Genomic DNA, 26,437 nt, shown 5'->3' with positions numbered 1-26,437 from the left:
CGGCACGGCCTGACGGGCGAGGCCCGTCAGGCCGTGTGGGCGAGGTCGGCGCTCACAGCGGCGGCCGCAGCCTGCAACGGCGGGAGCGCAGCCGACACGAAGTCGGCCGGATCGCCCGCCGCCATCGAGGCCGACACGTTCAGGGCGGCCACGACACGTCCGCCGGGGTCGGTCACCGGCACCGCCAGCGATCTGAGGCCCTGCTCCAGCTCCTGGTCCACGAACGACCAGCCGTTCTCGCGGACCCGTGCCACCTCGGCACGCAGATCGGCCGGGGTGTGCAGGGTCGACGGGGTGAGGGCCACCAGGTCGGTCGCAGCCAAACAGGCATCGAGCGCATCCGATGTCATGCCGGCGAGCAGGACGCGCCCCATCGAGGTGGCATACGCGGGAAAGCGGGTTCCGACCGTGATGCCGACGCTCATGATGCGGCGGGTCGCGACGCGGGCGACGTAGACGATGTCGGCGCCGTCCAGCACCGCGGCGGAGGTCGACTCCCCGAGCTCGGCGGACAGCCGTTCGAGATGGGGCTGCGCGATCTGGGGCAGGCCGGAGCCGGACAGATAGGCCGTGCCGAGTCTCAGCACCTGGGGGGTGAGGCTGAAGAGCCGGCCGTCCGTGCGGACGTAGCCGAGCTCGACCAGGGTGTGCAGGAAGCGTCGTGCGGTGGCCCGGCTGAGATCGGTGCGGACCGCCACCTCGCTGAGGGTCATCGCGGCGTGCTCGGCATCGAAGGCCGTGATCACCGAGAGCCCCCGCGACAGCGACTGGACGAACTGCTCACCGGCGACGCGAGGCTCGGGAGTCATGGCGTCAGGGTTGCAGCCGGCGCAGCGGGACGTCCAGTCGGGTCGCGAGCTCGTCGACGGTGGTGCCGAACGTCTCCAGCACCGTGACGCCGTCAGGACCGGTCAGGAAGGTCGCGTGCTCGGTGTAGACACGGCTGACGCACGCGAGCCCGGTCAACGGGTAGGTGCAATGGGGGACCAGCTTGGCGGAGCCGTCCTTCGCGAACAGGTTCATCATCACGAAGACGTCCTTGGCGCCGATCGCCAGATCCATGGCGCCGCCGACCGCGGGGATCGCGTCGGGAGCACCCGTGTGCCAGTTGGCCAGGTCGCCGTGCTCGGAGACCTGGAAGGCACCGAGCACGCAGACGTCCAGATGGCCGCCGCGCATCATCGCGAACGAGTCGGCGTGATGGAAGTAGGACGCTCCGGGTAGCTCGGTCACCGGGATCTTGCCGGCATTGATCAGGTCGTGGTCGATGTCGTCGCCGGCCGCGACCGGGCCCATCCCGAGCATGCCGTTCTCGGTGTGCAGGACGATCCCCGAGCCGGGGGACAAGTGGTTGGAGACCAGGGTCGGCAGGCCGATGCCGAGATTGACGTACGACCCGTCGGGGATGTCCCGGGCGATGGTCGCGGCGATCTCGTCGCGCGTCAGCGGGGCAGCGTCGGGACGCTCGGTCGTGCGGTCGTCAGGCGTCATGCCGGGTTCTCCTGCTCGTGCGTGGTGCCCGCGACGCGCACGATGCGGTCGACGTAGATGCCCGGGGTCACGACGGCCTCGGGGTCGAGGGCTCCGACATCGACGAGGTGACTCACCTGGACGACGGTCACCGCCGCCGCCGTGGCCATGACGGGACCGAAGTTGCGGGCGGTCTTGCGGTAGACCAGATTGCCCATCGGATCGGCCGCGTAGGCGCTGATGAGGGCGAAGTCGCCCTTGATGGGCAGCTCGAGGACGTAGTCGCGTCCGTCGATCGTGCGGCTCTCCTTGCCCTCGGCCAAGGGGGTGCCGACACCCGTGGGGCTGAAGAAGGCGCCGATGCCGGCCCCTGCGGCGCGCATGCGCTCCGCGAGATTGCCTTGGGGGACCACCTCGAGCTCGACCTTCCCGGCCCGGTACAGATCGTCGAAGATGTAGGAGTCGGCCTGCCGAGGGAACGAGCAGACCACCTTCCGTACCCGCCCGGCCTGCAGCAGCGCGGCCAGGCCGGTGTCGCCGTTGCCGGCGTTGTTGCAGACGACGGTCAGGTCGGTCGCGCCCTGACCGATCAGGGCGTCGATCAGGGCGACGGGCATCCCTGCCATGCCGAATCCGCCGATCAGGACGGTGGCTCCGTCCTGGACGTCTGCGACGGCCGAGGCGGCATCGGGGGCGATGACGGTCATCGGGCGACGGGACGGCCGGAGGTCAGCCGGTCGTTCTCGAGCACGACGGCCAGGGCCTGTCCGACACCGATGCAGATCGCGGCCACGCCCCACCGCTGGTTCGACTCGACGAGCCGGTGCGCGAGGGTGCCGAGGATGCGGGCGCCGGACGCGCCCAAGGGGTGACCGATGGCGATCGCTCCACCCTTGGTGTTGACGATCTCCGGATCGATCTTCCAGGCGTCGACACAGGCGATCGACTGCACCGCGAATGCCTCGTTCAGCTCCACGGCCTCGACATCGGACCAGCTGATGCCGGCACGTTTGAGCGCGGCGTTGGCAGCCTCGACCGGTGCGAAGCCGAAGTCCTGCGGATCGAGGGCGTGGACGCCACGACCGGCGATGCGGGCCAGCGGGTCCAGACCGATCGACGACGCCGCGTCGGCGGAGCCGATCAGCAGCGACGAGGCTCCGTCGTTGAGCGGTGACGCGTTGCCGGCGGTGATGGTGCCGTCGGGACGGAAGGCGGGCTTGAGCCCGGCCAGCTTCTCGGCCGTGGTGCCCTCGCGGATGGACTCGTCGCGCGCGAGCTCCACACCGTCGACGGGGACGATCAGGTCGTCGTAGAAACCCTCGCTCCACGCGGCGGCCGCCAAGCGGTGCGAGCGGGCCGCGAACTCGTCCTGCCGGTCGCGGCTGATGGCGAATCGTTCCTGCAGCAGCTCGTTGCACTCGCCGAGCGACGCGGTCCACTCCTTGGGCATGCGCTGGTTGACGAAGCGCCACCCGAGTGTCGTCGAGACCGCCGTCATGTCGGTGGCGGGGAATCCACGAGCCGGCTTCGGCAGCACCCAGGGGGCTCGAGTCATCGACTCCACCCCGCCGGCCACGACGACGTCCGCATCGCCGGTCTCGATCGCACGCGAGGCCATGATGGCCGCGTCGAGGCTCGATCCGCACAGCCGGTTGACCGTCACGGCCGGCACGGATGTCGGCAGGCCGGCGAGCAGCACGGCCATCCGGCCGACGTTGCGGTTGTCCTCGCCGCATCCGTTGGAGTTGCCCCAGAAGACGTCGCCGATCGTCGACGGGTCGAGGCCCGGCGACTTCGCGAGCACCCCGGACAGTGCCGTGGCGGCGAGGTCGTCGGGCCGTGACGCCGCCAGCGCGCCTCCGTATCGTCCAAAAGGCGTGCGAGCGGCGGCGTAGAGGTGTGACTCCGGCATGAGTGATGACTCCGGTTCGGTATGCGAACGAGTGTTCGTTGGATGAACACCCAGGAGCCTACTGCGAAATCGGCCCGAGGACCAGACCTGTCAGATGCCGGTGGACTGGTGGATGTACAGCAGCCACGAGGTGTCGCGTCGCACCCAGGCGGAGAGCAGGACGTTCTCGAGCGCCAGCTCGCGCTCGCCGGCGCGCAGCTCGAGGGACATGGTGCTGTGCAGCAGCACCACGTCGGGCGTCACCAGGACGCGATCCACGGCGCTGTCGATCCGGTGGTAGTCGTAGAAGCCGCCGCGCAGCTTCTCGAGGTAGGAGTCGCGGGTGTCGATCGCGCCGCTGGCATGGATGTAGCGCAGGTCGGTGTCGCAGAGTGCTGCGAATCCGTCCCAGTCCTCGGCCACGATCGTGGCGAAGCGCTGCTTCTCGAGTGCGCGGATGGTGGTCTCGATGTCTGTGGTCATGGGACGGAGCGTACGGGTCCGCCGTCGACCACCGCCGCATCGGGAGCCGGCCCACCCGGGCGAGCGGTGAAGCTGGCGCGCTGAGGTTCGGCCCTAGGGTGGTCAGCGTGACCGACGCCGAGAAGCCCGACGCCCCGGCGACCGACGCCGCTGCGCGTGGTTCGCGCCGCAGGGAGCGCACGCGTGCGCAGGTGCTGGACGCGGCCGAGCTGTTGCTGTCGCAGCGGGCGCCCGACGAGATCCGGGTCGAGGACGTCGCGGCCCAGGCGTCCATCTCGCCGGCGTCGGTGTACGTGCACTTCGGCACCAAGGACGCCCTGCTGGCGGCCGTGACCGAGCGGGTGCTGGCCGTCGCCACGGACGCGCTCCGGTCGGCGTACGCCGCACAGACCTCGCCACTGGAGCGCTTCGCCGGCGTCGGCGCGGCCTACCTGCGCCTGCTGGTCGACCACCCCGCAGTGCTCAGGTACCTGACGGCGACGGGGGAGCGGGGGCCCCGCACCCCCGCCGAGGAGGATGTGGTGGCGGGGTTCAGCCAGCTGCGCCGCGAGTTCGAGCAGAGCATCCGCGACGCCGTCGACAGCAAGGCGATCCGCCCGGTCGACCCCGAGCTGATGTCGTACTTCCTGTTCGGGGCGTGGAACGGGGTCGCCGCGCTGGCCCTTCGCCGCGACGCGCTGACGCTGTCGCCGGAGCAGGTCGAGGGCGCGGTGATCGAGGCCGGGCTCATGCTGCTCGACGGCCTGATCGCCGAATCGTCGTCCTCCTGACGGGGTGTCCACTTGGCACGACGGCCGCCAACGAGTTAACTGGAGTCCGACTCTAGATTCACCCTTCTTGGAAGCGAACCCGATGACGCAGACCGCCCCGCCCCTGACCCCGACCCCCGAGGCCGAGCACGAGACCTGGGACGCGGTGGTGGTGGGAGCCGGCCCCGGCGGCCTGACCACGGCGGCCTATCTGGCCGCCAACGGCAAGAAGGTCCTCGTGCTGGAGGCCAACCAGGTCGTCGGCGGCAGCACCCAGGTGTTCCGCCGCGTGGGCAACAAGTTCGAGTTCGACGTCGGCACCCACTACGTCGGCGAGTGCGGACCCGGCGGACGCATGCAGACCGCCCTGTCGGGCCTGTCGCTCACTAAGCGCATCGACTGGCTGCGCCAGGACCCCGAGGGTCACTGCCGCATCATGATCCCCGGCACCACGTTCCACACGCCGACCGGCTGGAACACCTACCTCGAGCGGCTCATCGAGGCCTTCCCCGACGAGGAGGCGGGCCTGCGACGCTGCGTGCGGATCCTGCGGATCATCTCCGCCGGCGAGGAGCCGCGGCGCAAGGCGTGGAACCTGCTGCGATGGGGCCTGCGTCCGATCACCACGCTCATGGACGCCTGCAACCTCAGCGCTGACGCACAGGCCGTGATCCTGGCGGAGAACGGCGACTACACGTGGCCGCCGCACCGCACGCCCGCCGTCATGCACGGTGGCCTGCTGCACCACTACCTCCAGGCGGGCGCCTACTACCCCCGCGGCGGCGGCCAGGTCATCGGCGCGCACCTCACCGACGTGATCCAGACCCACGGTGGCACGGTCCGCACGAAGGCGCGCGTCGACCGCATCCTCATCGAGGAGGGTCGCGCGGTGGGCGTGCGTCTGCGCAGCGGCGAGGAGATCCGGGCCGACATCGTCGTGGCCGCGGGCGACTACAAGAAGACGTGGACCGAGCTGGTCGGCGACGAGCACCTGACCCGCCGCCTCCGCAAGCGCCTGGCGGGCCTCGAGATGACCCAGCCGATGTTCGCGGTCTACGTCGCGCTCGACGTCGACCTGCGTGAGCGCGACACCCCGCCGCTGGCCTGGGTCTGGCCGAACAACGACGTCGACGGCTACTACCGCGAGGTCGCCGCCGGACGCTGCCCCGAGCAGATGCCGGTCGGCATCAGCTGCCCCACGGCGAAGGATCCCGACGGCACGCACTCGGCGCCGCCGGGCTACTCGACCCTCGAGCTGGTCAGCTGGGCGCCGAAGGAGCACGCCTTCTGGAACGTGCAGACCGACCCGATGGAGGGTGCCGAGTACGGCCGCGACGAGCAGTACCGCAAGCTCAAGGACGAGCTCACCGAGCGCGTCCTCGACACCGCCTCGCTAATGATCCCTGACCTGCGTGAGCGGATGGTGTTCTGTGAGGCGTCCACCCCCATGACGCAGGAGCGCTTCACCCTGACCTCGGACGGCTCCTGCTACGGCATCGCGCCGCTGATGCGCAACCTCGGCCCGTTCCGCCCGCGCGTGACGACCCACATCCCGGGACTGTTCCTGGGTGGCGCCAGCACCGAGCACATGTTCGGCATCAACGCCACGATCTGGGGCGGCATGAAGACCGCCGGCACGATCCTGGGGCGCGATCTCGAGCAGGAGGTCAAGGACGGCGCCGTGTTCGTGGACGAGTCGAAGCTGACCGAGATCACCGAGGACTGGGACCCGCTGCTGGCGTCCAAGCCCGGCTCGGTGATCCGCCGGGCCGCCCGCCGGCGCCCGGCGGCCACGGCCTGACGCCGCGCGCAGACGCTCAGGAGCCGGTGGCGACCGTCAGCAGCACGACAGCATCGGTCACTGCCAGCAGGTCGTGACGTGCACCCGGGATGATCAGGTAGTCGCCGGCTGCGCCGTCCCACGAGTCGTCCCCGGCGGTGAGGCGCACCTGCCCGGACAGCACCTGCAGCGTGGCCTCGCCGGGTGGCTCGTGCTCACCCAGGGAGTGCCCCTCGGCCAGTGCGATCAGCGTCTGGCGCAGATCGTGCTCCTGGCCCCCGTAGACCGTCGTGGCGGCCCGGCCGCTGCTGGCCGCGCGTGCGGTCGCCAGCTCGGTCTCGGCCAGCTCCAGCAGTGATCGTCCGTTCATCGGTCTTCGCCCTTCGTCAGTTCGGATGACGTCCCGCCCCACACTAGTGAGGGTCGACCCTCCCCGCGAAGCGCAGCAGCACGTCGGCGAGGGACTCCGGGTCCTCCTGGGCGACGAGGTGCCCGACGCCCTCGATGGTGACCGCCTCGAAGTCGCCACCGGCGACCTGGCGCAGCGTGCTCTCGGTGAAGGGGCGGTTGACGCCGTCCACGGCCAGGACGGGCACCCGCACCGGATGGGCGGTGGCGCGCGCCCGCGTCGCGCCGTCATCGATGAACAGCTGCCGATAGAGGCCCTCGGTGCCGCGCCAGCCGTGGTCGCGCGAGTACGCGCGGACGATCTCGTCGATCGTCTCGGGGCTGATCCCGCCCGCCGGACCGGTCATCAGTGGATAGGCCCAGTCGGCGATCAGCTCGCGCTCGTGTCCGGGCGCCAGCATCGACGCGATGCCCGGTGTGCCCAGGAAGGACGCGTGCCACGAGCCGCCGTGCAGGACATCGGCCAGCATCTCCAACCCGAAGCCGGCCAACGAGGTCTCGATGCCCGTCAGGCTCAGCACGTCACCCGGGTGCTCGGCGGCGAGCCGAAAGCCGACGCCGCCGCTGATGTCCTGGCACACGACATGGACGGGACCGATGGCCAGACGCTCCACCAGCTGGTGGAGGTCCTCGACGGTCGACTCCTCGTCGTAGACCTCGGCCTCGGTCCCGGAGTCGCCGAATCCCCGCAGGTCGACGGCGACGACCCGGTGCCGCGCGGCCAGGAGGGGGATCAGGCGGTGGAAGGCGTACCAGGTCTCCGGCCAGCCGTGGATCAGCAGGAACGGCGTCCCGGCGTCTCCTGCGGTGACGTGGTGCAGTGGGACTCCGTTGATGTCGTCGAGATGATGCTGGACGCCGGAAATGGTGGCGCCGATCGGATCGATGGTCGTCATGGGACAGCTCCAAAATGGACAATGCGGTTGTCTAATACTAGACAACCCGGTTGTCGATCACAAGATCCCGGCTAGGCTTCTGCCGTGTCCAGATCTGGCCCCGACCTCGCCCTGCTGCTCCTGGGCGGCTTTCGCACCATGGTGGATGCGGCGACCTCTGGCCTCGCCGAGCTCGGCTACGAGGACGTGCGTCCCGCCCATGACTTCGCGCTGCGTGCGATCCTGGCGGGCGCCGACTCCGCCTCGGAGCTGGGACGCAGGACGGACGTGACGAAGCAGGCCGCGGCGAAGACGATCGCCGTGCTCGAGGAGCGCGGGTACGTCACGCGCGCGGCGGACCCGCTGGACCGGCGGCGCATGCACGTGCACGTGACGCCGCGCGGCAGGGCCATGCTGGCCGCGGGCGAACGCATCCTCGATGAGGTGTGCCGGCAGTGGGAGCAGCGGGTGGGGGCGCAGACGGTCACCGCGCTGGAGGCCGCGCTGCGCGACCTCGTCGGGACCGAAGGTGTGTCCCTCGCGTCCCCCGGATGGGTCGCCACCAGCACCGACGTCTGAGCGTCGACCCGCTCGAAAACAGGGTGTGCGCGGACGCTGCGACCTGCCCGCGTTAAGAACGCGCCAAGACCCGCTAAGAGGCTGTCAAGGCGCCCCGATCCACGCGGATCCGGCAGTTGACTGGCACCCATGAGTATCGAAAACGGTGTGTTGATCGCCCTCGTCGCCGCGCTCGTGGCGTACCTGCTGGCGGCCCTGATCTTCCCGGAGCGCTTCTGATGTCCGACACCTGGAGCGGCCTGCTCACCATCGTCACGCTCGTGGGCGTTCTCGCCCTCGTGTACGTGCCGCTCGGTGACTACATGGCCAAGGTCTTCACGACCTCGCGTCACTCCCTCGTGGAGCGGCGCATCTACCGCCTCGGCGGCGTCAATGCCGATGCCGAGCAGAGTCCGCGCGCCTATGCGATGAGCGTGGTCGGCTTCTCGCTGGTCAGCGTCGTGGTCCTGATGGCCATCCTGCTCGGCCAGGCGCACCTGCCGTTCAGCCGTGACCTGCCCGGCATGCCGTGGTGGATGTCGTTCAACACGGCGATCTCGTTCGTGGCCAACACGAACTGGCAGTCGTACGGCGGCGAGTCGACGCTGGGCTTCGCCGCGCAGGCCGGCGGGCTCGCGGTGCAGAACTTCCTGTCCGCCGCGGTCGGCATCGCCGTGGCCGTCGCCCTGATCCGCGGCTTCGTCCGTGTGGGCAGCGGCGAGCTCGGCAACTTCTGGGTCGACCTGACCCGCGGGACCCTGCGGATCCTGCTTCCCATCGCCGTCGTGGGCGCTCTCGTCCTGGCCGGCAACGGGGTCGTGCAGAACTTCACCGACACCTCGGTCGACACGCTGGCCGGTCACAGCCAGACGATCACGGGCGGGCCGGTCGCGAGCCAGGAGGTCATCAAGCTCCTCGGCACGAACGGTGGCGGCTTCTACAACGCCAACTCCGCCCACCCCTTCGAGAACCCCAACGGCTTCACCAACCTGTTCGAGATCTTCCTGATCCTGCTGATCCCGATCTGCCTGACCCGCACGCTCGGCACGATGCTGGGCAACCGCCGCCAGGGGCTGACGGTCCTCGGCGCGATGGTCGCGCTCATGGGCACCTTCGTCGCGGTCGTGACCTGGGCCGAGGCCGGCGCGCACTCGCAGTCCGCGCAGGCCGCCGGTGCGGCGATGGAGGGCAAGGAGACGCGTCTGGGGGAGTGGGCGTCGTCACTGTTCGCGGTCATGACGACCGGCACCTCCACGGGGGCGGTCAACGCGTCCCACGACTCCATGACCCCGGTCGGCGGCGGCATGGCGCTGCTGAACATGATGCTCGGCGAGGTCACGCCCGGCGGCGTGGGCTCGGGCATCTACGGCATCTTGATCATGTCGATCCTCACGGTGTTCATCGCTGGGCTCCTGGTCGGGCGCACGCCCGAGTTCCTGGGCAAGAAGATCGGCGCGCAGCAGATGACGTACGTCGCGCTCTACGTGCTGACGGTGCCGGCGATCATCCTGGTCGGCGTCGGGACGGCGATCTCGCTCGGCAGCACGCCGGGTGCGATGGGCAATCCGGGCGGGCACGGCTTCAGCGAGGTGGTCTACGCCTACACCTCGGGAGCCAACAACAACGGCAGCGCGTTCGGCGGCATCACCGTGACCTCGGACTTCTTCCAGATCACGATCGGCCTGGCCATGCTGCTCGGCCGCCTGGTCCCCATCGTGCTGGTCCTGCTGCTCGCCGGGTCGCTGGCCAAGCAGGCCAAGGTCCCCGAGACCGCAGGCACCCTTCCCACCACCACACCCCTTTTCGGAGGCCTGCTCGTCGGCGTCATCCTGCTCATCACAGGACTGACCTTCTTCCCGGCGCTGGCCCTCGGTCCCATCGCGGAGGCCCTCGCATGACAGTTCAGCTCCTTCTCAGGCAGATGCTGGCGCAGCTGCCGGCAGCGCTGCGCAAGCTCGACCCGCGCCACCTGTGGCGCAGCCCGGTGATGTTCATCGTCTGGCTCGGCTCGGTCGCGACCACCATCGCAGTCTTCGCCGATCCCAGCACCTTCACGATCTCCCTGGCGATCTGGCTGTGGCTGACGGTCATCTTCGGCAACCTCGCCGAGGCCGTCGCCGAGGGACGTGGCAAGGCGCAGGCCGCATCGCTGCGCGCCGCCCGCACCGACACGATCGCCCGGGTCGTGGGGCCCGACGGCACCGAGACGTCCGTGCCCGGCACCCAGCTGGGGATCGGTGACCTGGTGCTCGTCGCGGCGGGCGAGGTCATCCCCGGCGACGGCGACGTCGTGGTGGGAGTCGCCTCGGTCGACGAGTCGGCCATCACCGGCGAGTCCGCCCCCGTCATCCGCGAGGCCGGTGGCGACCGATCGGCGGTGACCGGCGGCACCAAGGTGCTGTCGGACGAGATCACCGTCAAGATCACGTCGGCCCCCGGTGACACGTTCCTCGACAAGATGATCGCGCTGGTCGAGGGCAGCTCGCGCCGCAAGACGCCCAACGAGATCGCCTTGTCGATCCTGCTGGTCAGCCTGACGCTGGTGTTCGTGCTCGCGGTCGCCACGCTGGCGCCGATGGCCGAGTACGCCGGTGCCCCGCAGGACCTGACGGTGCTGATCGCGCTGCTGGTGTGCCTCATCCCGACCACGATCGGGGCGTTGCTCAGCGCAATCGGCATCGCCGGCATGGACCGTCTGGTGCGGGTCAACGTGCTGGCCATGTCCGGCCGCGCGGTCGAGGCCGCCGGTGACGTCAGCACACTGCTGCTCGACAAGACCGGCACCATCACGTACGGCAACCGCCAGGCCGCCCGGTTCGTCCCGGTCAGCAACGTGACCGAGGTGCAGCTGCGTGATGTCGCGCGGCTGTCCAGCCTGGCCGACCAGACACCCGAGGGCCGGTCGATCGTCGCGCTGGCCCTGGCCGAGGGGGCGGACGACAACGACCTGCCCAGCGGCGCGTCGTTCGTCGAGTTCACCGCACAGACCCGCATGTCGGGGGTCGACCTCGTCGACGGCACCCAGATCCGCAAGGGCGCGGGATCGGCGATCCACAGCTGGATCGGCGGGACCATGCCGGCCGAGCTGACCATCATGATCGAGCAGATCTCCGGCGATGGCGGCACGCCGCTCATCGTGGCGTCGAGGACCGGCGACCAGGGCAGGGTGCTGGGCGTGATCCACCTCAAGGACGTCGTCAAGGAGGGCATGGTCGAGCGCTTCGCCCAGCTGCGCTCGATGGGCATCCGGACGGTCATGGTCACCGGCGACAATGCGCTCACCGCGAAGTCGATCGCCGCCGAGGCGGGCGTCGACGACTTCCTGGCCGAGGCCACCCCCGAGGACAAGATGGACCTGATTCGCAAGGAGCAGGCCGGGGGGCGCCTGGTCGCCATGACCGGTGACGGCACCAACGACGCGCCGGCGCTCGCCGCCGCCGATGTCGGCGTCGCGATGAACACCGGCACGTCGGCCGCCAAGGAGGCCGGCAACATGGTCGACCTGGACTCCGACCCGACCAAGCTCATCGACATCGTCGAGATCGGCAAGCAGCTGCTCATCACCCGCGGCGCGCTGACCACGTTCTCGATCGCCAACGACGTCGCGAAGTACTTCGCGATCATCCCGGCCATGTTCCTGGTGGCCTATCCATCGCTCGACGCGCTCAACATCATGGGGCTGGCGACTCCCCAGTCCGCGATCCTCTCGGCGGTCATCTTCAACGCCCTGGTGATCGTGGCACTGATCCCGCTGGCCCTGCGCGGCGTCAAGTTCCGTCCCGCGTCGGCCTCGGCCATCCTGCGGCGCAACATCCTCGTGTTCGGTGTCGGTGGCGTCATCGCACCGTTCGTCGGCATCAAGCTCATCGACCTGCTCATCTCCACCATCCCAGGAATCGGGTAATTCACCATGCTCAAGGACTTCGGCCGTCAGTCCCTCGCGGGACTGCGCATCCTCCTGGTCTTCACCGTGATCCTCGGCGTCGCCTATCCGGCAGCCGTCTGGGGTGTCGGACGGACCGTGCACCACCAGACCGACGGGCAGCCGATCACGACGGACGGGCGTGTCGTCGGCTCGGCCATCATCGGGCAGAACTTCACCGGCGAGGAGTGGTTCCACTCCCGTCCGTCGCCCAACGACTACGACACGCTCGCCTCGGCGCCCTCCAACCTCGGGCCGTCCAACACCGATCTGCTGGCCCTGATCGAGGAACGTCGTGCCGAGGTCGCCAGAACCGAGTCGGTCGACCCGTCGGACGTCCCGCCGGACGCGGTCACCGCCTCGGGCTCCGGCCTGGACCCCCACATCTCGGTGGCGTACGCCCGGATCCAGGTCGAGCGGGTCGCCAAGGCCAATGGCCTGGGCGTCGCGGCCGTCCGGCAGATGGTCGCCAACAACACCGATGGGCGGTCGCTGGGCTTCCTCGGCGAGCCGGGGGTCAACGTCCTGCGGTTGAATGTGGATGTGAAGGACGCGGCAACGCAGACGGCGGGCTGATAACCAGTGGAGAACCGAGGCAAGCTGAGGGTCTACCTCGGCGCGGCCCCCGGCGTGGGCAAGACCTACGCGATGCTCGACGAGGCACACCGCCGCCTGCGGCGCGGTACCGATGTCGTCGTGGGGGTCGTCGAGACCCACGGGCGGGAGAACACGTCCCGGGCGCTCGAAGGCTTGGAGGTGGTGCCGCGGCGGTCGATGGACTACCGCGGCACCACCTACCTTGAGATGGACCTGGACGCGATCCTCGCGCGCCGGCCCGAGGTCGTCGTCGTCGACGAGCTCGCCCACACCAACATCGGCGGGTCCCGGCACGACAAGCGGTGGCAGGACGTCGAGGAGATCCTCGCGGCCGGGATCCATGTCATCACGACCGTCAACATCCAGCACCTGGAGTCGCTGAACGACGTCGTGGAGTCGATCACCGGCGTCCGCCAGCGCGAGACGGTCCCCGACCGGTTCGTGCGTCAGGCCGACGGGATCGAGCTGGTCGACATGAGCCCTCAGGCCCTGCGTCGCCGGATGGCTCACGGCAACATCTACGCGCCCGACAAGGTCGACGCCGCGCTCGGGCAGTACTTCCGGGAGGGCAACCTGGCGGCCCTGCGGGAGCTCGCGCTGCTGTGGCTGGCCGACCGGGTCGAGGAAGGGCTCGACCAGTACCGCGACAAGCACGACATCGAGTCCACCTGGGCCACCCGCGAACGCATCGTGGTGGCGCTGACCGGCGGCCCGGAGTCGGCGGCGCTCCTGCGCCGCGCCGCGCGGATCGCATCCCGCGGTGCCGGCGGAGAGTGGCTCGCGCTGTACGTAGCCCGCCGCGACGGACTGTCCGGCGTGACGCCCGACCAGCTGCTCAAGCTGCGCACCATGACCGAGGATCTCGGCGGCACGCTGCACAGCGTCGTCGGTGACGACACCGCGACCGCGATCCTGGAGTTCGCGCGGGCCGAGAACGCCAGCCAGGTCATCATCGGTGCCAGCCGGAGGGGCCGGCTCGCGACGCTCCTGCGCCCCGGGGTGGGGGAGCGGGTCATCGCGGCCTCCGGCGACATCGACGCCCACGTCGTCACGCACGACTACGCGCGCCGCAAGAACCTCACCGTCCGCACCTCGAGCAACCTCAGCCGCCGGCGGCTCGTCCTCGGCTACGCCTTCGCGGTTCTGGCTCCGCTGCTGGCCAGCGGTGTGATGGTCGTGACCGATCCGCTCCACGGGCTGCCCACCGAGGCGATGGTCCTGATGGCCGTCGTGGTCGCCACCGCCCTGGTCGGAGGCATCATCCCGGCGATCGTCTCGGCGGCGCTCAGCAGCATCCTGCTCAACGTCGTCTTCACCCCGCCGCGGCGGTCGTTGACGATCTCCGACCCGGAGAACGCCTTCGCGATCGGCTTGTTCCTGGTCGTGGGCATCGCGGTCGCGTCGGTCGTGGATCGTGCCGCGCGCAGCACGGTGCTCGCGCGCAAGGCCCGGGCCGAGTCCGAGGCGCTGACCGTGCTGTCCCACAGCCTGCTGCACGTCGGTGACGACATCGAGTCGCTGCTGGCGGGTGCCTGCGAGCTCTTCGGGGCCCGAGGGGCGGCCATCTTCACCACGGTGGATGGACGCGCCGAGGCGATCGTGTCGTCCGGCTCGCCACCTGCCTCACCGGACACCGCGGACGTCACCGTCTCGATCGACGACTCGACCACCCTTGCGATGTGCGGCCGTCAGCTCGACGCTTCCGACCGCCGGCTCCTGAAGGCTTACGCTGCGCACGCCTCGGTGCTGGCCGAGCGCACCCGTGCCCAGCAGGCCGAGACCGAGCGGGCGCAGCTCGCGGTGGCCAACAAGACCCGCACCGCCCTGCTGGCGGCGGTCTCGCACGACCTGCGCTCGCCGCTGGCAGCTGTCAAGGCAGCCGCCGCGAGCCTGCGCAACACCACGATCGCCTGGTCGCCGGAGGACGAGGCGGCGCTGCTGGAGACCATCGAGGACTCCGCCGACCGGCTCAACGCCCTGGTCGCCAACCTGCTGGACATGAGCCGGATCCAGACCGGCGCGCTGACACCGGTGCTGGCCGAGGTCGACCTCGGTGCGGCCGTGCGCCAGGCCCTGGACACGATCCCCGACAGCAGCCGGATCGCGGTGCACATCGGCGAGGGCGCGGTGGCGATGGCCGACCCGGGGCTGCTCGAGCGGGTCATCGCCAACATCTGCGAGAACGCGCTGAAGTACGCCCCCGACGGCGCGCCGATCACCATCGACGCCTCCTGTGCGGCCGGCCGGGTCCTGCTGCGCATCGCGGACAGCGGCCCGGGCGTCAGCAAGGAGAGCCACGGACGCCTGTTCGCCCCCTTCCAACGGCTGGGCGACGTGCCCGCCGGCGACGGCGTGGGCCTCGGCCTGGCGGTGGCCCAGGGACTGACCGAGGCGATGGGTGGGACGCTGGGCGCCGAGGACACGCCCGGCGGCGGCCTCACTCTCGTCCTCGAGCTCACCACCCCCCAGGAGATGCCATGACCATCGTGCTCACGGTCGACGACGATCCCGCGATCCTGCGCACGCTGGGGATCAACCTGCGCGCCCGCGGCTACGAGGTCGAGGTGGCCTCGGACGGGCGGTCGGCCCTCGAGATCGTCCACGAGCGGATGCCCGATGTCATCCTGCTCGACCTGGGCCTGCCCGACCTGGACGGCATCGCGGTCCTGCGCCAGCTGCGGTCGTTCAGCCAGGTGCCGGTCATCGTGGTCTCGGCGCGCGCCGAGTCCGACGACAAGGTCGAGGCGCTGGACCTGGGCGCCGACGACTACGTGTCCAAGCCCTTCGACCTGGAGGAGCTGCTCGCCCGGGTGCGGGCGGCGACCCGGAGGTCCGTCAGCGGTGCCGCCGAGCCCGTCGTGCAGGCCGGTGGCCTGCTGATCGACACCGCCGACTCCCGGGTCAGCCGCGACGGTCAGATCATCCATCTGACCCCGATCGAGTGGAAGATCGTCTCGGCGCTGGTGCGCAACCGCGGCCGCCTCGTGCGGCAGGTCGACCTGCTGCACGAGGTCTGGGGGCCCGGCTACGAGCAGGAGACGAACTACCTGCGGGTGCACCTGGCCAGCATCCGTCGCAAGCTCGAGCCGGACCCGGGACGGCCGTCGCTGTTCATCACCGAGGCCGGGCTCGGGTACCGGTTCAACCCCGAGTGAGGACCGCCCGGCCGCCCGGCCTCAGGCTCGGGCGGGGGCGGGCCAGCTGCGCAGCATCACGTCAAGGGCGTCCAGGATGCTGGCCCACGAGGTGGCCGAGTCGGGCTCGCTGTGCGCGAGACCCCCGCTGCCCTCCAGGCTGATGTAACCGTGGAACAGGCTGCCCACGAGCCGCACGGCATGGGTCTGCTCGGGCTCGGCCAGGTCGTAGCCGCGCACGGCGTCCCGCAGCATCTGGGACAGGCGGGGCCCGGCGCTGGCGGCGGGGACCTCCGGGGCCAGCCGCAGCCGCGCCGCGTCGTAGCGCCCGGGGTGCTCCGTCGCGTACCCGCGGTACACGCCGGCCAGGGCTATCAGCGCATCGCGTCCTGACCGCCCCGCGACCCGGACGCCCAGGCGCCGTGCCAGCTCGGAGATCGTGACGTGCTCGAACCCGAGCTCGTCGGCCAGCTGGGCGCCGGCCTGCGCCACCTTGTCGGTCGTGAGTCCCGCGCGTGCCATGCGCCTGGCCCCGGACTCGGTCGACGAAGGAGGCCACGCTCGACGAGCGACTCGACGCGCGTGTCGGGCCGGCCGGACACCGAGCGCTCGTGATCCTTGAGCGGCCGGCGTGCCCGGGCTAAGCCCGCTCGCGCGCCACGATCTCGCGCACCGCGGGGGCCACCTCTGCGGCGTACTGCTCGATCGTGCGGGGGTCGTCGCTGGCGATGATGAACCCGCTGATGCCGTGGTCCAGCGCCAGCGCGCTCAGCTGGTCGACCCACGACCCGGCCGGGCCGTCCAGCAGGCCGGCGGACCTCTGGCTGAACCGAGGGGTCGCGAAGTTCAGGAGACGCCGGATGTCGGCAGGCCGGCGACCGGCTGCCTGCGCCGCATCGTCGATGCGTTCGTTCAGCTCGGGCAGGGCGGCGGGTCCGCCGTCCAGGTAGTTGATCGAGGGCAGCCACCCATCGGCGGCGCGGCCGACGAGTGCGAGCATCCGCGGTTTGTAGGCGCCCACCCAGATGTTGATGGGATGGGCCGCACGGGGCCCGCGCTTCGCGCCGCGGAGGCGGTAGTACTCGCCGTCGAGGTGGGTCCGGTCCCGCTGCTCGGTGTCCCACAGCTGACGGATGACCTCGATGGCCTCCGCCAGCGCGTCCACGGCCTGCCCCGGGGTGAGGCGCCGTCCGCCCATCGCGTCGACGGCGTCCCAGAAGGCGCCGGCGCCGAGACCGAGCTCGAAGCGACCTCCGCTGAGCAGGTCGAGGGACGTCGCGGCCTGCGCCAGGACCGCCGGCGGCCGCAACGGCAGGTTGAGGACGTTGCCGCTCAGGGCGATGCGCTCGGTCCTGGCGGCCACGTACGACATGAGGGTCCAGGTGTCCAGGAAGGCCGGTTGGTAGGGGTGGTCCTGGAAGGTCACCAGGTCGAGCCCCGCGCGCTCGGAGGTGACCGCCAGATCGACGGTGTGCTGCGGATCGTGGGCGGTGGGGGTCACGAAGCTGCCGAACAGCAGGTCGTGTCGGTAGTCGATGCTCATGGCTGTGTCTCCTGATCTGGGTCTGCCTCGGTCACGAGGACGTTGAAGTTGTCCCGGAACAGGTTCTCCGGGTCGTGCTGGTGCTTGAGCGCGATCAGTCGCGAGAGCGTCGCGCCGGGGAAGGCCGCACGGATCTGCTCGGGTCCCGTGCGGGTCTCGAAGCTCAGGTACAGCCCGTCGGACACCGGCTCGACGAGCGCCCAGGCGGCGTCGAGGTCGGGGGTGCCCAAGCCGGTGAGCTGGAAGGCGGGGGAACGGTGGGCGAACGCGGTGCGGTCGGGTGGCACGTCGCTGATCGCTCCACCCATGGTGCGCAGCTGCAGGAAGAAGATCTGGCCGGTCGCGAGCATCGCCTCAATGCGCTGCGCCGTGTCCCCGTCGAGGATGGGCAGGAAGCTCGAGCGCGAGGATGGCTCCCCGAACCCGTGGTGCCCGTCGGGCCCGACGTCCGGCGCCAGCTGCATGATGTCGCGGTAGGGCGTCACCACCACCTGCTGCCGCACCACGGTGCCCAGGTCGAGGAACGGGGTGAGCCGCTCCACGATGACGTCCGGCTCCGGATCGGCGACGACCGCGTACAGCGCCAGGTGCGTCTCCGTGCCGTGCGGTCGCCCGGCGACCAGGAATGCCGTCGTGTCGCGGGGCGCTGCCGTGGCCAGCTGGCCGAAACGGGTCAGTGAACCGGCGAGATCGGAGGTGGTGAGGGTCAGGTGAGCCCAGCCGACGGGGCCCAGCTCGTCGGCCTCGAGCTCGAAGCTGGTGGCCACCCCGAAGTTCGCGCCGGCCCCCCGAACGGCCCAGAACAGGTCGGGGTTCTCGTCGTCGGAGGCGCGCATCGTGCTGCCGTCGGCCAGCACGAGCTCGACGGCGCGCACGTGGTCGATCGTCAGCCCGAATCGCCGGCCCAGGTAGCCGATTCCTCCGGCCGTCGCGAGGCCGCCGACCCCGACACCGCCGTAGTCGCCCGATCCGATTGCCCAGCCATGCTCGTGCAGCACCGCCGAGACCTGCTTCCACGTGGCCCCCGGCCCGATCCGCACCCGCCGCGCCGCCTCGTCGAGGACCTCGACGCCGTCGAGGGCGCTGACGTCGATCACCAGGCCGCCGCGGTTGGTCGACCGGCCGCTGATGCCGTGGCCGCCGCTGCGGATGCCCAGCGGCAGCGCCCGGTACTCGCGGGCGAAGGCGACGGCCTCCACCACCTCCGCGACCGAGGTCGGGCGCAGGACGAGAGCGGGGCGGCCGCCTCGCAGATATGTCGACGACACCGATCGGTAGGCCGGGTCGCCCGGTCCGAGGGCGCGTCGAGCGAGCGAGGCCGGGAGCGCCTCACGGATCTGCGGATGATGGACGACCATACAACCATGCTGTCACACAGATGATCTGTAATCAAGATCAATTCGGATGCCTGCGGCAGGACACCCCGCTTCAACGGGGCGTCCGCGGGGTACAGACGGTCCCATGGAGACGAGAGACGAGACCCGCCCCGCCCGTACGCACGCCGCTCCGAGGTGGCTGGCCTGGGCGGTGCTGGCCGCCGCGGTCGTCGAGGTCGTCGCTCCCGTCATCACCGCCAACGGGCCGGGCAGCTCGCCTGGCGAGGGATCAGGACCGGAGCTGCTCATCACCCCGGTCGGCTGGGCGTTCTCGATCTGGGGCGTCATCTACACCCTCGCGATCGTGCAGGCCGTCGCCGTGCTGGTGCGCGGGCCCGGCAGCGTGCCGCGCCGCCTGCAGGTCGACCTGCTCGTGCTGTACCTCGGCGGGGCGCTGTGGATCGTGCTGGCCGGGCTCGACAGCAGCCTGGCCACCGCGGCCGCTCTGCTCCTGATGCTCGTCGCCGGCGTCGACGCAGTGCTCACCGTCGCCGGTGCGCGGATCACGCCCGGCTGGCTCGCGGTGCTCACGCAGGCGTCCGTGGGACTGTACGCCGGCTGGGTCACCGCCGCGTTCTTCCTCAATGCGTCCACCGCCCTGGTCGATGCCGGGCCGGTCGAGGCCGAGGAGCTGACGTGGCAGCTCGTCGTGCTGGCGGTGGCCGCGGTGGTCCTGCTGGCTGTGCTGGTCAGGACGGGCGGCCTGCTGGCCTACGCCGCCGCCGGCATCTGGGCAATGATCGGCATCGCCGTCACCGGCCGGGACGACGGCACCACAGAGGTGGTCGTCGGCGCGGTGGTCGCGGCCGTGGTGCTCGCGGTCACCGCAGCAGCGCTGACCGTGAACAGGCGCCGCGCCTAGCGCGAGGGGTTCGCGACCACCAGGTCCCCCGGGATCGCGCCGGCGTGGGTGGCGCCGGTCAGCGCCATCGTGAGGTCCAGCTCGGCGATGATGTTGGAGATGACGTCCTCGACGCCCTGCTGGCCGGCCACGGCGAGGCCGTACATGTAGGGGCGGCCCAGCAGGCAGGCATCGGCCCCGAGGGCCAGCGCCATGAAGACATCCGCCCCGGTGCGGATGCCGCTGTCGAACAGCACCGTGGGCTCCGGACCGATCGCGTCCCGCACCGAGACCAGCGCGTCCAGCGAGGCGATCGACCGGTCCACCTGGCGTCCGCCGTGGTTGGACACGACGATCGCGTCGACACCCAGCTCGAGGGCGCGTCGGGCGTCGTCGGGGTGCAGGATGCCCTTCAGGACGATCGGCAGGCGGGTGCGGCCGCGCAGCGTCTCGAGGTGGTCCCAGCTCAGCCCCGGGTTGGAGTAGATGTCCAGGAAGGTCTCCACCGAGGCCCGCGGCACGGGGGAGCGCAGGTTGGACCAGAACGATCCCGGGTGCTCGCGGGTCATCGTCAGCAGCGAGCGGATGGCGCCCAAGGTGATCTTGACGTCCGAGGCGGCCCCGGAGCTCTTGGCCGCCGCGATGCGCTCGGCGACGATCTCGCGGAAACGCGGGTCGGACGTGTACTGGCCGATGCCCTTGCCCTGGGCGAACGGCAGCGAGCCGAGGTTCAGGTCCTGGGGCCGCCAGCCCAGCAGGGTCGTGTCGAGCGTGACGACCAGCGCCTGTGCGCCACTGGCCTCGGCCCGGCCGATGAGGCTGTCGACGAGCCCTTCGTCGGTGCTCCAATACAGCTGCATCCAGTGCCGGCCGCCGGGCATCGCCGCAGCGGCCTGCTCCATCGGCGTCCCGCCCTGGTTGGTGAAGATGTACGGCACACCGGTCGCCTCGGCGGCGCGGGCCACGTGCAGGTCGCAGTCGGGATCGATGAGCTGGCCGGCGCCGACCGGCGCCAGCAGCAGCGGGGTGGGCAGTCGCGTGCCGAGCAGGTCGACCGACAGGTCGCGGACCGCCTCGCCGTGCGCCATCCGGGGCACGATCGACCAGCGGTCGAAGGCGGCCCGGTTGTTGCGCATCGTCTGTCCCTCGCCGGCTCCGCCGGCGACGTAGGCCCAGGCCTTGGCGGAGCTGGCGCGGCGCGCCCGGCGCTCGAGCTCCGCGAAGTCGGTCGGCACCGATGGCCGCCGTCCCAGCACCCCGTCGCGATAGATCGCGCTCTGCCGGGCTCGTCCTCGGCCTTCGGTCGCTGTGGGCTCGGCTGGCGGTGAGGACTGTTCTGGCACGGACCAACTCTAGGCTGACCCGACCGAATTTTGGCGTCTGAGCAACCGTTCTTGACGGTTACACGTCGTGGAACGGTTGCTCAGACGCCAAATTTCGGTTCGGGGCGAGGTCATCGTCCGGTCTGGGTAGGGGACGAGCGCAGCAGGTGGCGGGTGGGCAGCTCGACCGAGCCCAGGATGATCGCGAAGACCAGCAGAACCGTCGCGGGCAGCAGCCAGACCGGTCCGGCCGGCCACGGGCGTTCGAGGAAGCCGATGCTGAGGAACAGCAGCGGCACCGCGGCGACCACCAGCGCGCCGACGCTGGCGACGGTGGCCGTCATCAACGCCTCACGACGGGTCATGGCCAGCACCTGGCGACGGGTGGCCCCGGCGAACCGGATCGCGGAGATCTCGCCACGCCGCTGGGTCGTCATCGCGACGATCCGGTTGGCGATCGTCAGGGTCAGGTAGCCCAGCAGGACCACGAGCGTCGCCGCGTTGAGCGCCAGGCTCTGCGTGGTCGCGGACGGACCGTCCGGGTGTGCGACGTCCTCCACGGCGAGGCCGGGGTGGGACGCGGTGAGCGCCGCCAGCGACCGGGTGGCCCGGTCCATGTCGTCGGCCCGGACGAGGATGCCCTGGTCGAGACGGGACGTCGTGTGCTGCAGCGCCAGGTCGCGGGACAGGACGATCGAGCCGAAGCCGAGCTGGCGACCGTAGACGGCGACCACCTGTGCCTTGACGTCGGTCCCGTCGCCCAGGGCCATCCGGACGACCTTGCCGACCTCGGCATCGCGCGAGGACGCCACGTCGGAACCGACCGCGACGGTGTTGCCGGTCAGTCCCCGGAGGCTGCCGTGCTGGACGTCCAGGTCGAGGACCTTGGACGCCTGCGGCGTCAGGATCATCGCCGACTCCGGCTCGGTCGCCTCATCGCCGAGCGTGCGGTGGGTCCACGCCACGGACGTCGTCGACACGGGTGCGGCGGCCTGCACGCCGTCCGCGGCGCGGATGTCGGCAAGCACGTCGTTGGGGACACCGCCCAGCGCGCCGCCGGTGACGCTCAGCTGCGCCATGGTCCCGTCGCGCGCGGTGTCCTCCATCGCGCGGATCAGTGTGGTCTGGGACAAGGCGTAGGTCAGGGTGAAGATCATCAGCATCGCCGAGGCGGCCATGACCCCCGAGAAGCGGCGGCTGAACACCCGCAGGTTGGCGACGGCCAGCCAGGTCGGCGCCGAGGCGCCCGTCCGGACCCGGCCGGCGAAGGCCTCGACCACGCGGCCCAGCAGCATCGGTGCGCAGACGGCCAGGCCGATCGCCGCCAGGATGCCGACGGACGCGGTCGCCGCGGCACCGTTCTCGTCCGGCATGACCAGCGGGCCGACGGAGATCACGAACGAGGCGGCCAGCAGGCCCAGGCCGACCCAGCCGCGCACCCGCGACGGGCGGCGGGCCTCGGTCGCGGACTCGACCATCGCCTGGGTCGACGTCATCCGCGAGGTCCGGCGGGACGCGGCCTGGGCGGCGATGTAGGCCGCCACCACCATCGTGACGAGGGCGGCCAGGCCCGGCAGCGGGCCGACGGTCAGGGGCAGGCTGTCGGGCAGGATGCCGACCGAGCGCAGCAGATCGGCCAGCTGGCCCGTGATGGCATAGCCCAGGGCGATGCCCGGCAGCGCGGAGAGCGCTGCGACGATGGCCGTCTCGTTCGCGACGAGCCCGCGCACCTGCGCCGGGGTGCCGCCGATCGACCGGATCAGCGCCAGCTCGCGGCGACGCCCGGCGACGGACACCGTCACGGCGCCGGCCAGGACGAAGGCCACGAGCATCGCGACGGTCCCCGCGAACGAGGCGGCGACGATCAGCAGCAGGCCGCGCGCTGCGGTGACGTCGGGGGCGGTGGTGTCGCCGCGGGCCGCTCCGGTGGACACGACCAGGTCCGTGCCCCGCAGCGTCTTCTCGACCGCGGCGGCCACCGAACCGGTCGATCCCTTCTCGACCTGCAGGCCGATGAGGTCGGCCTGCGGCGAGCCCTGCCCGGTCCCGTCGGACACGAGCGTCGCGGCGGCCGAGTCACTGAGGTACAGCTCGTCCCCGCCGCCGGGCAGCACGCCCGAGACGCGGTACTCCTGCTGCGGGCGACCGGCCGCGACGACGCGCACGGTGTCGCCCACGGCGGCGTCGGCCCTGGCCGCGGCGGTGGCGCCCAGCGCGATCTCGTCGGTGCCGGTCGGCGCGCGGCCGTCGGTCCGGCGGTCGCCCAGCAGGTGGGCCGCCGACCAGTTGTGGGCCGCGACGGCCGGGTCGCCGAGGTCGACGGGGCGGTCGTCGCGGCCGAGCAGGGACGCCGGGAAGGACACATCGGCCACGGCCCGTCGCACACCGGGGACGCCGGCGAGGTCGTCGGCCACCGAGCTGTCGATGCGCCGGCGCTCCGGCAGCGCCGCATCCAGGTCCTCGGGGACGGGCACGCTCTGCTGGGCGGTGACAACGATGTCGGCGCCGGCAAGACGTCCGAGGGGGGCGTGCGAGCTCAGGCCGGACTCGGCCAGCACGCCGGTGGCGGTGACGAGTGCGGCGCCGCCGAGCACGGCGCACGCGACGGCGATGAGGGAGGTGATGCGGTGGCGGGCCATCCGCAGGGCGATCGTGATCATGGCTCAGACCCCGCTCATCGCGACGAGTCGGCCGGCCAGGTCGGCGGCCGTCGGCTGCTGCACGGTCTGGACGATGCGTCCGTCCGCCATGACGACGGCGGTACCGGCGCGGGCCGCGACCGCCGGGTCGTGGGTCACCATGACGATGGTCTGGCCGAGGTCCTCGGCGACCTCGCCGAACAGCTCCAGGACCTCCTGCGCGGTGCGCAGGTCGAGGGCGCCGGTGGGCTCGTCGGCGAAGACCACGGCAGGCCGGGCCACCAGGGCCCGGGCGATCGCGGCGCGCTGCTGCTGGCCGCCGGACAGCTCGGCCGGGCGGTGCTCGAGCCGGCCGCTGAGGCCGACACGGTCGACCAGCGACGCGATCCAGGCCACATCCGGCGCACGCCCGGCCAGCCGCAGCGGCAGCGTGATGTTGTCGGAGACCGACAGCGAGGGCACCAGGTTGTAGGACTGGAACACGAAGCCGACCAGGTCGCGACGCAGCTCGGTGCGCTTGGTCTCGGACAGGCCGCGGGTGTCGCGCCCGTCGATCCGGACCGTGCCGGACGTGGGGACCTCGAGGGCTGCTGCGCTGTGCATCAGCGTCGACTTGCCGGAGCCCGAGGGGCCCATGACGGCGAGGAACTCCCCGCGCTGGACGGTCAGGGACACGTCGTCGAGGGCGAGGACGCCTCCGTCATACGTGTGGCTGACGTGGTCCAGCGCGATCGCGGGCGCATCCGGGGAGACCGGACGCTCGGTGGGATCAGAGGTGAAGAACATGTCTCCAACGCTAGGAGCCCGGGGGCCCCGTCACGATCCTGCGAACGGGCCTCTTCGAGGTACAGCCAGCACTACCACCGGCGCCGCGGGCGGGCGCTCATCCGGCGCCGTCGAGGTAGCGCAGCACCGCCGCCACGCGCCGGTCGGCCTCGTCGTCGGGAGCCAGGTCGAGCTTCGCGAAGATGTTGCGCACGTGCTTGTGGATCGCTCCCTCGGTCACGTGCAGCCGGGCCGCGATCGCGATGTTGCCCAGCCCTTCGGCCATCAGCGCCAGCACCTCGTCCTCGCGCCCGGTCAGGCGGGCCAGGCGGGGATCTCGCTGGTGGCGCGACAGCAGCTGGGCCACGACGTCCGGGTCGAGCGCCGTGCCGCCTGCCGCGACGCGGTGCAGTGCCTCCAGGAACTCCTCGACCCGCCCGACCCGCTCCTTGAGCAGGTATCCGAGGCCCTGGACGCCGTGGGTCAGCAGCTCGGTGGCGAAGGCCTGCTCGACATACGCCGACAGCACCAGGATCGCGAGACCGGGCTGGCGGCGCCGCGCCTCGACCGCCGCGACGATGCCCTCGTCGGTGTGGGTGGGCGGCATCCGCACGTCGATGACCGCGACGTCGGGGTGGTGCTCGTCGATCGCGGCCAGCAGATCGGCAGGATTCGACGCGGTGGCGACGACGTCCAGCGACTCGGCCCGCAGCAGCAGGGCGAGGCCCTCGCGCAGCAGGGCGTCGTCCTCGGCGATCACGATCCGCATGGCATCCTCCCGGTCATGACGGTCGGGCCGCCCGGAGGGCTGGACACCTCGAACCATCCGTCGTGCGCCTCGATCCGGCGGCGGATGCCGGCCAGTCCCGAGCCCGCGTCCTCGTTCGCCCCGCCGTCCCCGTCATCGGTCACCACGACCTCCAGGTCGCCCTCGTGCCGGCGCACCGTGACCCGGGCCCGGGCGGCGTGGCTGTGCCGCGAGATGTTGGTGAGCGCCTCGGAGACCATGAAGTACGCGCTGGCCTCGACTGACGCCGCACACCGGTCGGCCGTGACGTCCACCTCGACCGGCACGCCGGAGGTCGAGGCGAGGCCGGCGATCGCCCCGGCCAGGCCGCGGTCGGCCAGCACCGGGGGCAGGATGCTGCGGACGGTCGCCCGCAGCTCGCCGAGTGCCCGTTCGACCGAGGTCTGCGCCAGCTCCAGCAGCTCGTCGGCGGCACCGGCATCGGTGGCCAGCTTGCGCCGGGCGGCGCCGATCAGGACGTTGGCGGCGACCAGCGGGTTCTGCGTGCTGTCGTGCAGCGATCGCTCGATGCGGCGCAGCTCGGTCGCGTGGGCGTCCAGGGCCGCGGCGCGGGTCGCGGTCAGGGTCGCGATCCGCAGGGACAGGTCGACGCCGGGAGGGGGAGTCAGCAGGGCACGACCCGGACGGGACTGGAGACGGGCCAGCCCCGGGGCGAGCAGGATGGTCAGGAGCGCCCAGCCGAACGCCGACAGGCACACCCACAGCGCATCGGACCAGGAGTGGACCAGCCAGAACCACAGGGCGGCGCTGACCTCGCCGCTGGGAGCCAGCCACCACCACAGGGGTAGCGTGACGTCCCTGATCGCGGACCAGGGCAGGGCGAGGCCGACCAGGCCGAGCAGCAGCCCCCACGTGCCGTGGATCGCCAGCCAGCGCACCTCGCGCCGCACCGTCGCGTCGCGCACGGCCCAGCCGAGCGTCGGGCGTTCCGGCAGCGGTGGCGCCTCGGGGACGGGACGGCCCCACCGGCCGAGCCGGGCCCGCTCGCGGGCGGCCACCGCGCCGACTGCGCGCACGGTCTCGGGCACCAGCACCAGGCCGATGCCGAACAGGCAGGCGGCCAGCACGAGCACGACCCAGATCAGCACCAGGAACGCGAGGGCTGCCGTACCGAGCCCGCCGACCAGCTGACGCAGCGCGAGTCCCACGCCGTCGAGCCACGCAGGCGCGGCCCGGCGTGCGCGGTCGGCTGTCATGCCCACAAGGTACCGGTCACGTCGCTGTGGACAGCCGCCCGACGCGTGGGGCGGTGCCTGAGCCACCCGTCCGCGCTGCG

The 26,437-nt window shown here is 71.3% G+C and carries 25 protein-coding genes; 10 read left to right on the top strand and 15 right to left on the bottom strand.

Features of this window, described 5'->3' with window-relative positions; all coding sequences use genetic code 11:
• Positions 1–26 precede the first annotated feature (26 nt).
• The 5 genes from NQV15_RS13605 to NQV15_RS13585 form a co-directional block, all read right to left on the bottom strand.
• Entirely contained in the window at positions 27–809 is a 783-nt protein-coding gene (locus NQV15_RS13605; RefSeq protein WP_232401648.1) for an IclR family transcriptional regulator domain-containing protein, read from the bottom strand.
• Between the two features lie 4 nt (positions 810–813).
• Complete coding sequence (locus NQV15_RS13600; RefSeq protein WP_232401650.1) at positions 814–1,491, bottom strand: 3-oxoacid CoA-transferase subunit B; 678 nt, start codon at positions 1,489–1,491, stop codon at positions 814–816.
• Positions 1,488–2,177 (bottom strand): 3-oxoacid CoA-transferase subunit A, encoded by a 690-nt coding sequence (locus NQV15_RS13595; protein WP_232401652.1) that lies wholly within the window; start codon positions 2,175–2,177, stop codon positions 1,488–1,490. The genes NQV15_RS13600 and NQV15_RS13595 overlap by 4 nt, the downstream gene beginning before the upstream one ends.
• Positions 2,174–3,382 carry a thiolase family protein gene (locus tag NQV15_RS13590; protein WP_232401654.1) on the bottom strand — a complete coding sequence of 403 codons (1,209 nt, stop codon included), beginning with the start codon at positions 3,380–3,382 and terminating at the stop codon, positions 2,174–2,176. The genes NQV15_RS13595 and NQV15_RS13590 overlap by 4 nt, the downstream gene beginning before the upstream one ends.
• 90 nt (positions 3,383–3,472) lie before the next feature.
• Positions 3,473–3,844, bottom strand: a complete 372-nt coding sequence (locus NQV15_RS13585; protein WP_232401655.1) for a nuclear transport factor 2 family protein — start codon at positions 3,842–3,844, stop codon at positions 3,473–3,475.
• A 107-nt stretch (positions 3,845–3,951) separates the two neighbouring features.
• Here NQV15_RS13585 and NQV15_RS13580 point away from each other — a divergent pair, with 107 nt between their 5' ends.
• Together NQV15_RS13580 and NQV15_RS13575 are read left to right on the top strand one after the other, a co-directional pair.
• The gene (locus NQV15_RS13580; protein ID WP_232401657.1) at positions 3,952–4,614 is read left to right on the top strand and encodes a TetR/AcrR family transcriptional regulator; all 663 of its coding nucleotides are present in this window, start codon (positions 3,952–3,954) and stop codon (positions 4,612–4,614) included.
• A gap of 82 nt (positions 4,615–4,696) precedes the next feature.
• A complete protein-coding gene (locus NQV15_RS13575; RefSeq protein WP_232401659.1) occupies positions 4,697–6,394 on the top strand; it encodes a phytoene desaturase family protein in 1,698 nt (565 codons plus the stop codon).
• 16 nt (positions 6,395–6,410) lie between these two features.
• Here the strand turns inward: NQV15_RS13575 and NQV15_RS13570 are convergent, their stop codons facing one another.
• Both NQV15_RS13570 and NQV15_RS13565 read right to left on the bottom strand, forming a co-directional pair.
• Entirely contained in the window at positions 6,411–6,743 is a 333-nt protein-coding gene (locus NQV15_RS13570; protein ID WP_232401661.1) for a cupin domain-containing protein, read from the bottom strand.
• A 43-nt stretch (positions 6,744–6,786) separates the two neighbouring features.
• Positions 6,787–7,677: an alpha/beta fold hydrolase gene (locus tag NQV15_RS13565; protein ID WP_232401663.1), complete on the bottom strand. Its 891-nt coding sequence runs from the start codon at positions 7,675–7,677 to the stop codon at positions 6,787–6,789.
• A gap of 84 nt (positions 7,678–7,761) precedes the next feature.
• On the opposite strand from NQV15_RS13565, the gene NQV15_RS13560 reads away from it, so the two are divergent.
• From NQV15_RS13560 to NQV15_RS13530, 7 genes are all read left to right on the top strand, one after another.
• Positions 7,762–8,235, top strand: a complete 474-nt coding sequence (locus NQV15_RS13560; RefSeq protein ID WP_232401665.1) for a MarR family winged helix-turn-helix transcriptional regulator — start codon at positions 7,762–7,764, stop codon at positions 8,233–8,235.
• 129 nt (positions 8,236–8,364) lie between these two features.
• Positions 8,365–8,454, top strand: a complete 90-nt coding sequence (gene kdpF / locus NQV15_RS13555; protein WP_232401669.1) for a K(+)-transporting ATPase subunit F — start codon at positions 8,365–8,367, stop codon at positions 8,452–8,454.
• Entirely contained in the window at positions 8,454–10,112 is a 1,659-nt protein-coding gene (gene kdpA, locus NQV15_RS13550) for a potassium-transporting ATPase subunit KdpA (RefSeq protein WP_232401679.1), read from the top strand. Before kdpF ends, kdpA begins: the two co-directional genes overlap by 1 nt.
• The gene (kdpB, locus tag NQV15_RS13545; RefSeq protein ID WP_255670076.1) at positions 10,109–12,118 is read left to right on the top strand and encodes a potassium-transporting ATPase subunit KdpB; all 2,010 of its coding nucleotides are present in this window, start codon (positions 10,109–10,111) and stop codon (positions 12,116–12,118) included. Before kdpA ends, kdpB begins: the two co-directional genes overlap by 4 nt.
• A 6-nt stretch (positions 12,119–12,124) precedes the next feature.
• A complete protein-coding gene (kdpC, locus tag NQV15_RS13540) occupies positions 12,125–12,712 on the top strand; it encodes a potassium-transporting ATPase subunit KdpC (RefSeq protein WP_232401681.1) in 588 nt (195 codons plus the stop codon).
• 6 nt (positions 12,713–12,718) lie between these two features.
• The gene (locus tag NQV15_RS13535; RefSeq protein ID WP_232401683.1) at positions 12,719–15,214 is read left to right on the top strand and encodes a DUF4118 domain-containing protein; all 2,496 of its coding nucleotides are present in this window, start codon (positions 12,719–12,721) and stop codon (positions 15,212–15,214) included.
• Positions 15,211–15,888: a response regulator gene (locus NQV15_RS13530; protein ID WP_232401685.1), complete on the top strand. Its 678-nt coding sequence runs from the start codon at positions 15,211–15,213 to the stop codon at positions 15,886–15,888. Before NQV15_RS13535 ends, NQV15_RS13530 begins: the two co-directional genes overlap by 4 nt.
• A gap of 21 nt (positions 15,889–15,909) precedes the next feature.
• Here the strand turns inward: NQV15_RS13530 and NQV15_RS13525 are convergent, their stop codons facing one another.
• From NQV15_RS13525 to NQV15_RS13515, 3 genes are all read right to left on the bottom strand, one after another.
• The gene (locus tag NQV15_RS13525) at positions 15,910–16,389 is read right to left on the bottom strand and encodes a TetR-like C-terminal domain-containing protein (RefSeq protein WP_232401687.1); all 480 of its coding nucleotides are present in this window, start codon (positions 16,387–16,389) and stop codon (positions 15,910–15,912) included.
• Between the two features lie 118 nt (positions 16,390–16,507).
• Positions 16,508–17,410, bottom strand: coding sequence for an LLM class flavin-dependent oxidoreductase (locus tag NQV15_RS13520; RefSeq protein WP_232401689.1), 903 nt, complete (start codon positions 17,408–17,410; stop codon positions 16,508–16,510).
• On the bottom strand, positions 17,407–18,768 hold the full coding sequence (locus tag NQV15_RS13515) for an FAD-binding oxidoreductase (RefSeq protein ID WP_232401692.1): 1,362 nt from the start codon (positions 18,766–18,768) through the stop codon (positions 17,407–17,409). The genes NQV15_RS13520 and NQV15_RS13515 overlap by 4 nt, the downstream gene beginning before the upstream one ends.
• Positions 18,769–18,871: 103 nt before the next feature.
• On the opposite strand from NQV15_RS13515, the gene NQV15_RS13510 reads away from it, so the two are divergent.
• Complete coding sequence (locus tag NQV15_RS13510; RefSeq protein WP_232401694.1) at positions 18,872–19,648, top strand: hypothetical protein; 777 nt, start codon at positions 18,872–18,874, stop codon at positions 19,646–19,648.
• On the opposite strand, the gene NQV15_RS13505 is transcribed toward NQV15_RS13510, so the two are convergent.
• The 5 genes from NQV15_RS13505 to NQV15_RS13485 all read right to left on the bottom strand — a co-directional run bounded on the left by NQV15_RS13505 (position 19,645) and on the right by NQV15_RS13485 (position 26,357).
• Complete coding sequence (locus tag NQV15_RS13505) at positions 19,645–20,970, bottom strand: alpha-hydroxy-acid oxidizing protein (protein WP_232401696.1); 1,326 nt, start codon at positions 20,968–20,970, stop codon at positions 19,645–19,647. The genes NQV15_RS13510 and NQV15_RS13505 overlap by 4 nt on opposite strands.
• A gap of 110 nt (positions 20,971–21,080) precedes the next feature.
• Positions 21,081–23,609 carry an FtsX-like permease family protein gene (locus NQV15_RS13500; RefSeq protein WP_232401698.1) on the bottom strand — a complete coding sequence of 843 codons (2,529 nt, stop codon included), beginning with the start codon at positions 23,607–23,609 and terminating at the stop codon, positions 21,081–21,083.
• A gap of 3 nt (positions 23,610–23,612) precedes the next feature.
• A complete protein-coding gene (locus NQV15_RS13495) occupies positions 23,613–24,374 on the bottom strand; it encodes an ABC transporter ATP-binding protein (protein WP_232401700.1) in 762 nt (253 codons plus the stop codon).
• A 97-nt stretch (positions 24,375–24,471) separates the two neighbouring features.
• Positions 24,472–25,122: a response regulator gene (locus tag NQV15_RS13490; RefSeq protein ID WP_232401702.1), complete on the bottom strand. Its 651-nt coding sequence runs from the start codon at positions 25,120–25,122 to the stop codon at positions 24,472–24,474.
• Positions 25,110–26,357: a sensor histidine kinase gene (locus NQV15_RS13485; protein ID WP_232401704.1), complete on the bottom strand. Its 1,248-nt coding sequence runs from the start codon at positions 26,355–26,357 to the stop codon at positions 25,110–25,112. Before NQV15_RS13485 ends, NQV15_RS13490 begins: the two co-directional genes overlap by 13 nt.
• Positions 26,358–26,437 lie beyond the last annotated feature (80 nt).

This window comes from Aeromicrobium wangtongii, assembly GCF_024584515.1.
Lineage (GTDB): Bacteria > Actinomycetota > Actinomycetes > Propionibacteriales > Nocardioidaceae > Aeromicrobium > Aeromicrobium wangtongii.
The sequence above is the reverse complement of the archived record's forward strand: the minus strand, read 5'-3'. Positions and strand labels throughout refer to the sequence as shown.

Coding starts and splice junctions, on each gene's coding strand:
- kdpF (WP_232401669.1), top strand. CDS start 8,365: ATGAGTATCGAAAACGGTGTGTTGATCGCCCTCGTCGCCGCGCTCGTG.
- NQV15_RS13500 (WP_232401698.1), bottom strand. CDS start 23,609: ATGATCACGATCGCCCTGCGGATGGCCCGCCACCGCATCACCTCCCTC.
- NQV15_RS13570 (WP_232401661.1), bottom strand. CDS start 6,743: ATGAACGGACGATCACTGCTGGAGCTGGCCGAGACCGAGCTGGCGACC.
- NQV15_RS13520 (WP_232401689.1), bottom strand. CDS start 17,410: ATGAGCATCGACTACCGACACGACCTGCTGTTCGGCAGCTTCGTGACC.
- NQV15_RS13530 (WP_232401685.1), top strand. CDS start 15,211: ATGACCATCGTGCTCACGGTCGACGACGATCCCGCGATCCTGCGCACG.
- NQV15_RS13585 (WP_232401655.1), bottom strand. CDS start 3,844: ATGACCACAGACATCGAGACCACCATCCGCGCACTCGAGAAGCAGCGC.
- kdpC (WP_232401681.1), top strand. CDS start 12,125: ATGCTCAAGGACTTCGGCCGTCAGTCCCTCGCGGGACTGCGCATCCTC.
- NQV15_RS13495 (WP_232401700.1), bottom strand. CDS start 24,374: ATGTTCTTCACCTCTGATCCCACCGAGCGTCCGGTCTCCCCGGATGCG.
- kdpA (WP_232401679.1), top strand. CDS start 8,454: ATGTCCGACACCTGGAGCGGCCTGCTCACCATCGTCACGCTCGTGGGC.
- NQV15_RS13595 (WP_232401652.1), bottom strand. CDS start 2,177: ATGACCGTCATCGCCCCCGATGCCGCCTCGGCCGTCGCAGACGTCCAG.
- NQV15_RS13510 (WP_232401694.1), top strand. CDS start 18,872: ATGGAGACGAGAGACGAGACCCGCCCCGCCCGTACGCACGCCGCTCCG.
- NQV15_RS13590 (WP_232401654.1), bottom strand. CDS start 3,382: ATGCCGGAGTCACACCTCTACGCCGCCGCTCGCACGCCTTTTGGACGA.
- NQV15_RS13490 (WP_232401702.1), bottom strand. CDS start 25,122: ATGCGGATCGTGATCGCCGAGGACGACGCCCTGCTGCGCGAGGGCCTC.
- kdpB (WP_255670076.1), top strand. CDS start 10,109: ATGACAGTTCAGCTCCTTCTCAGGCAGATGCTGGCGCAGCTGCCGGCA.
- NQV15_RS13525 (WP_232401687.1), bottom strand. CDS start 16,389: ATGGCACGCGCGGGACTCACGACCGACAAGGTGGCGCAGGCCGGCGCC.
- NQV15_RS13515 (WP_232401692.1), bottom strand. CDS start 18,768: ATGGTCGTCCATCATCCGCAGATCCGTGAGGCGCTCCCGGCCTCGCTC.
- NQV15_RS13485 (WP_232401704.1), bottom strand. CDS start 26,357: ATGACAGCCGACCGCGCACGCCGGGCCGCGCCTGCGTGGCTCGACGGC.
- NQV15_RS13575 (WP_232401659.1), top strand. CDS start 4,697: ATGACGCAGACCGCCCCGCCCCTGACCCCGACCCCCGAGGCCGAGCAC.
- NQV15_RS13565 (WP_232401663.1), bottom strand. CDS start 7,677: ATGACGACCATCGATCCGATCGGCGCCACCATTTCCGGCGTCCAGCAT.
- NQV15_RS13600 (WP_232401650.1), bottom strand. CDS start 1,491: ATGACGCCTGACGACCGCACGACCGAGCGTCCCGACGCTGCCCCGCTG.
- NQV15_RS13605 (WP_232401648.1), bottom strand. CDS start 809: ATGACTCCCGAGCCTCGCGTCGCCGGTGAGCAGTTCGTCCAGTCGCTG.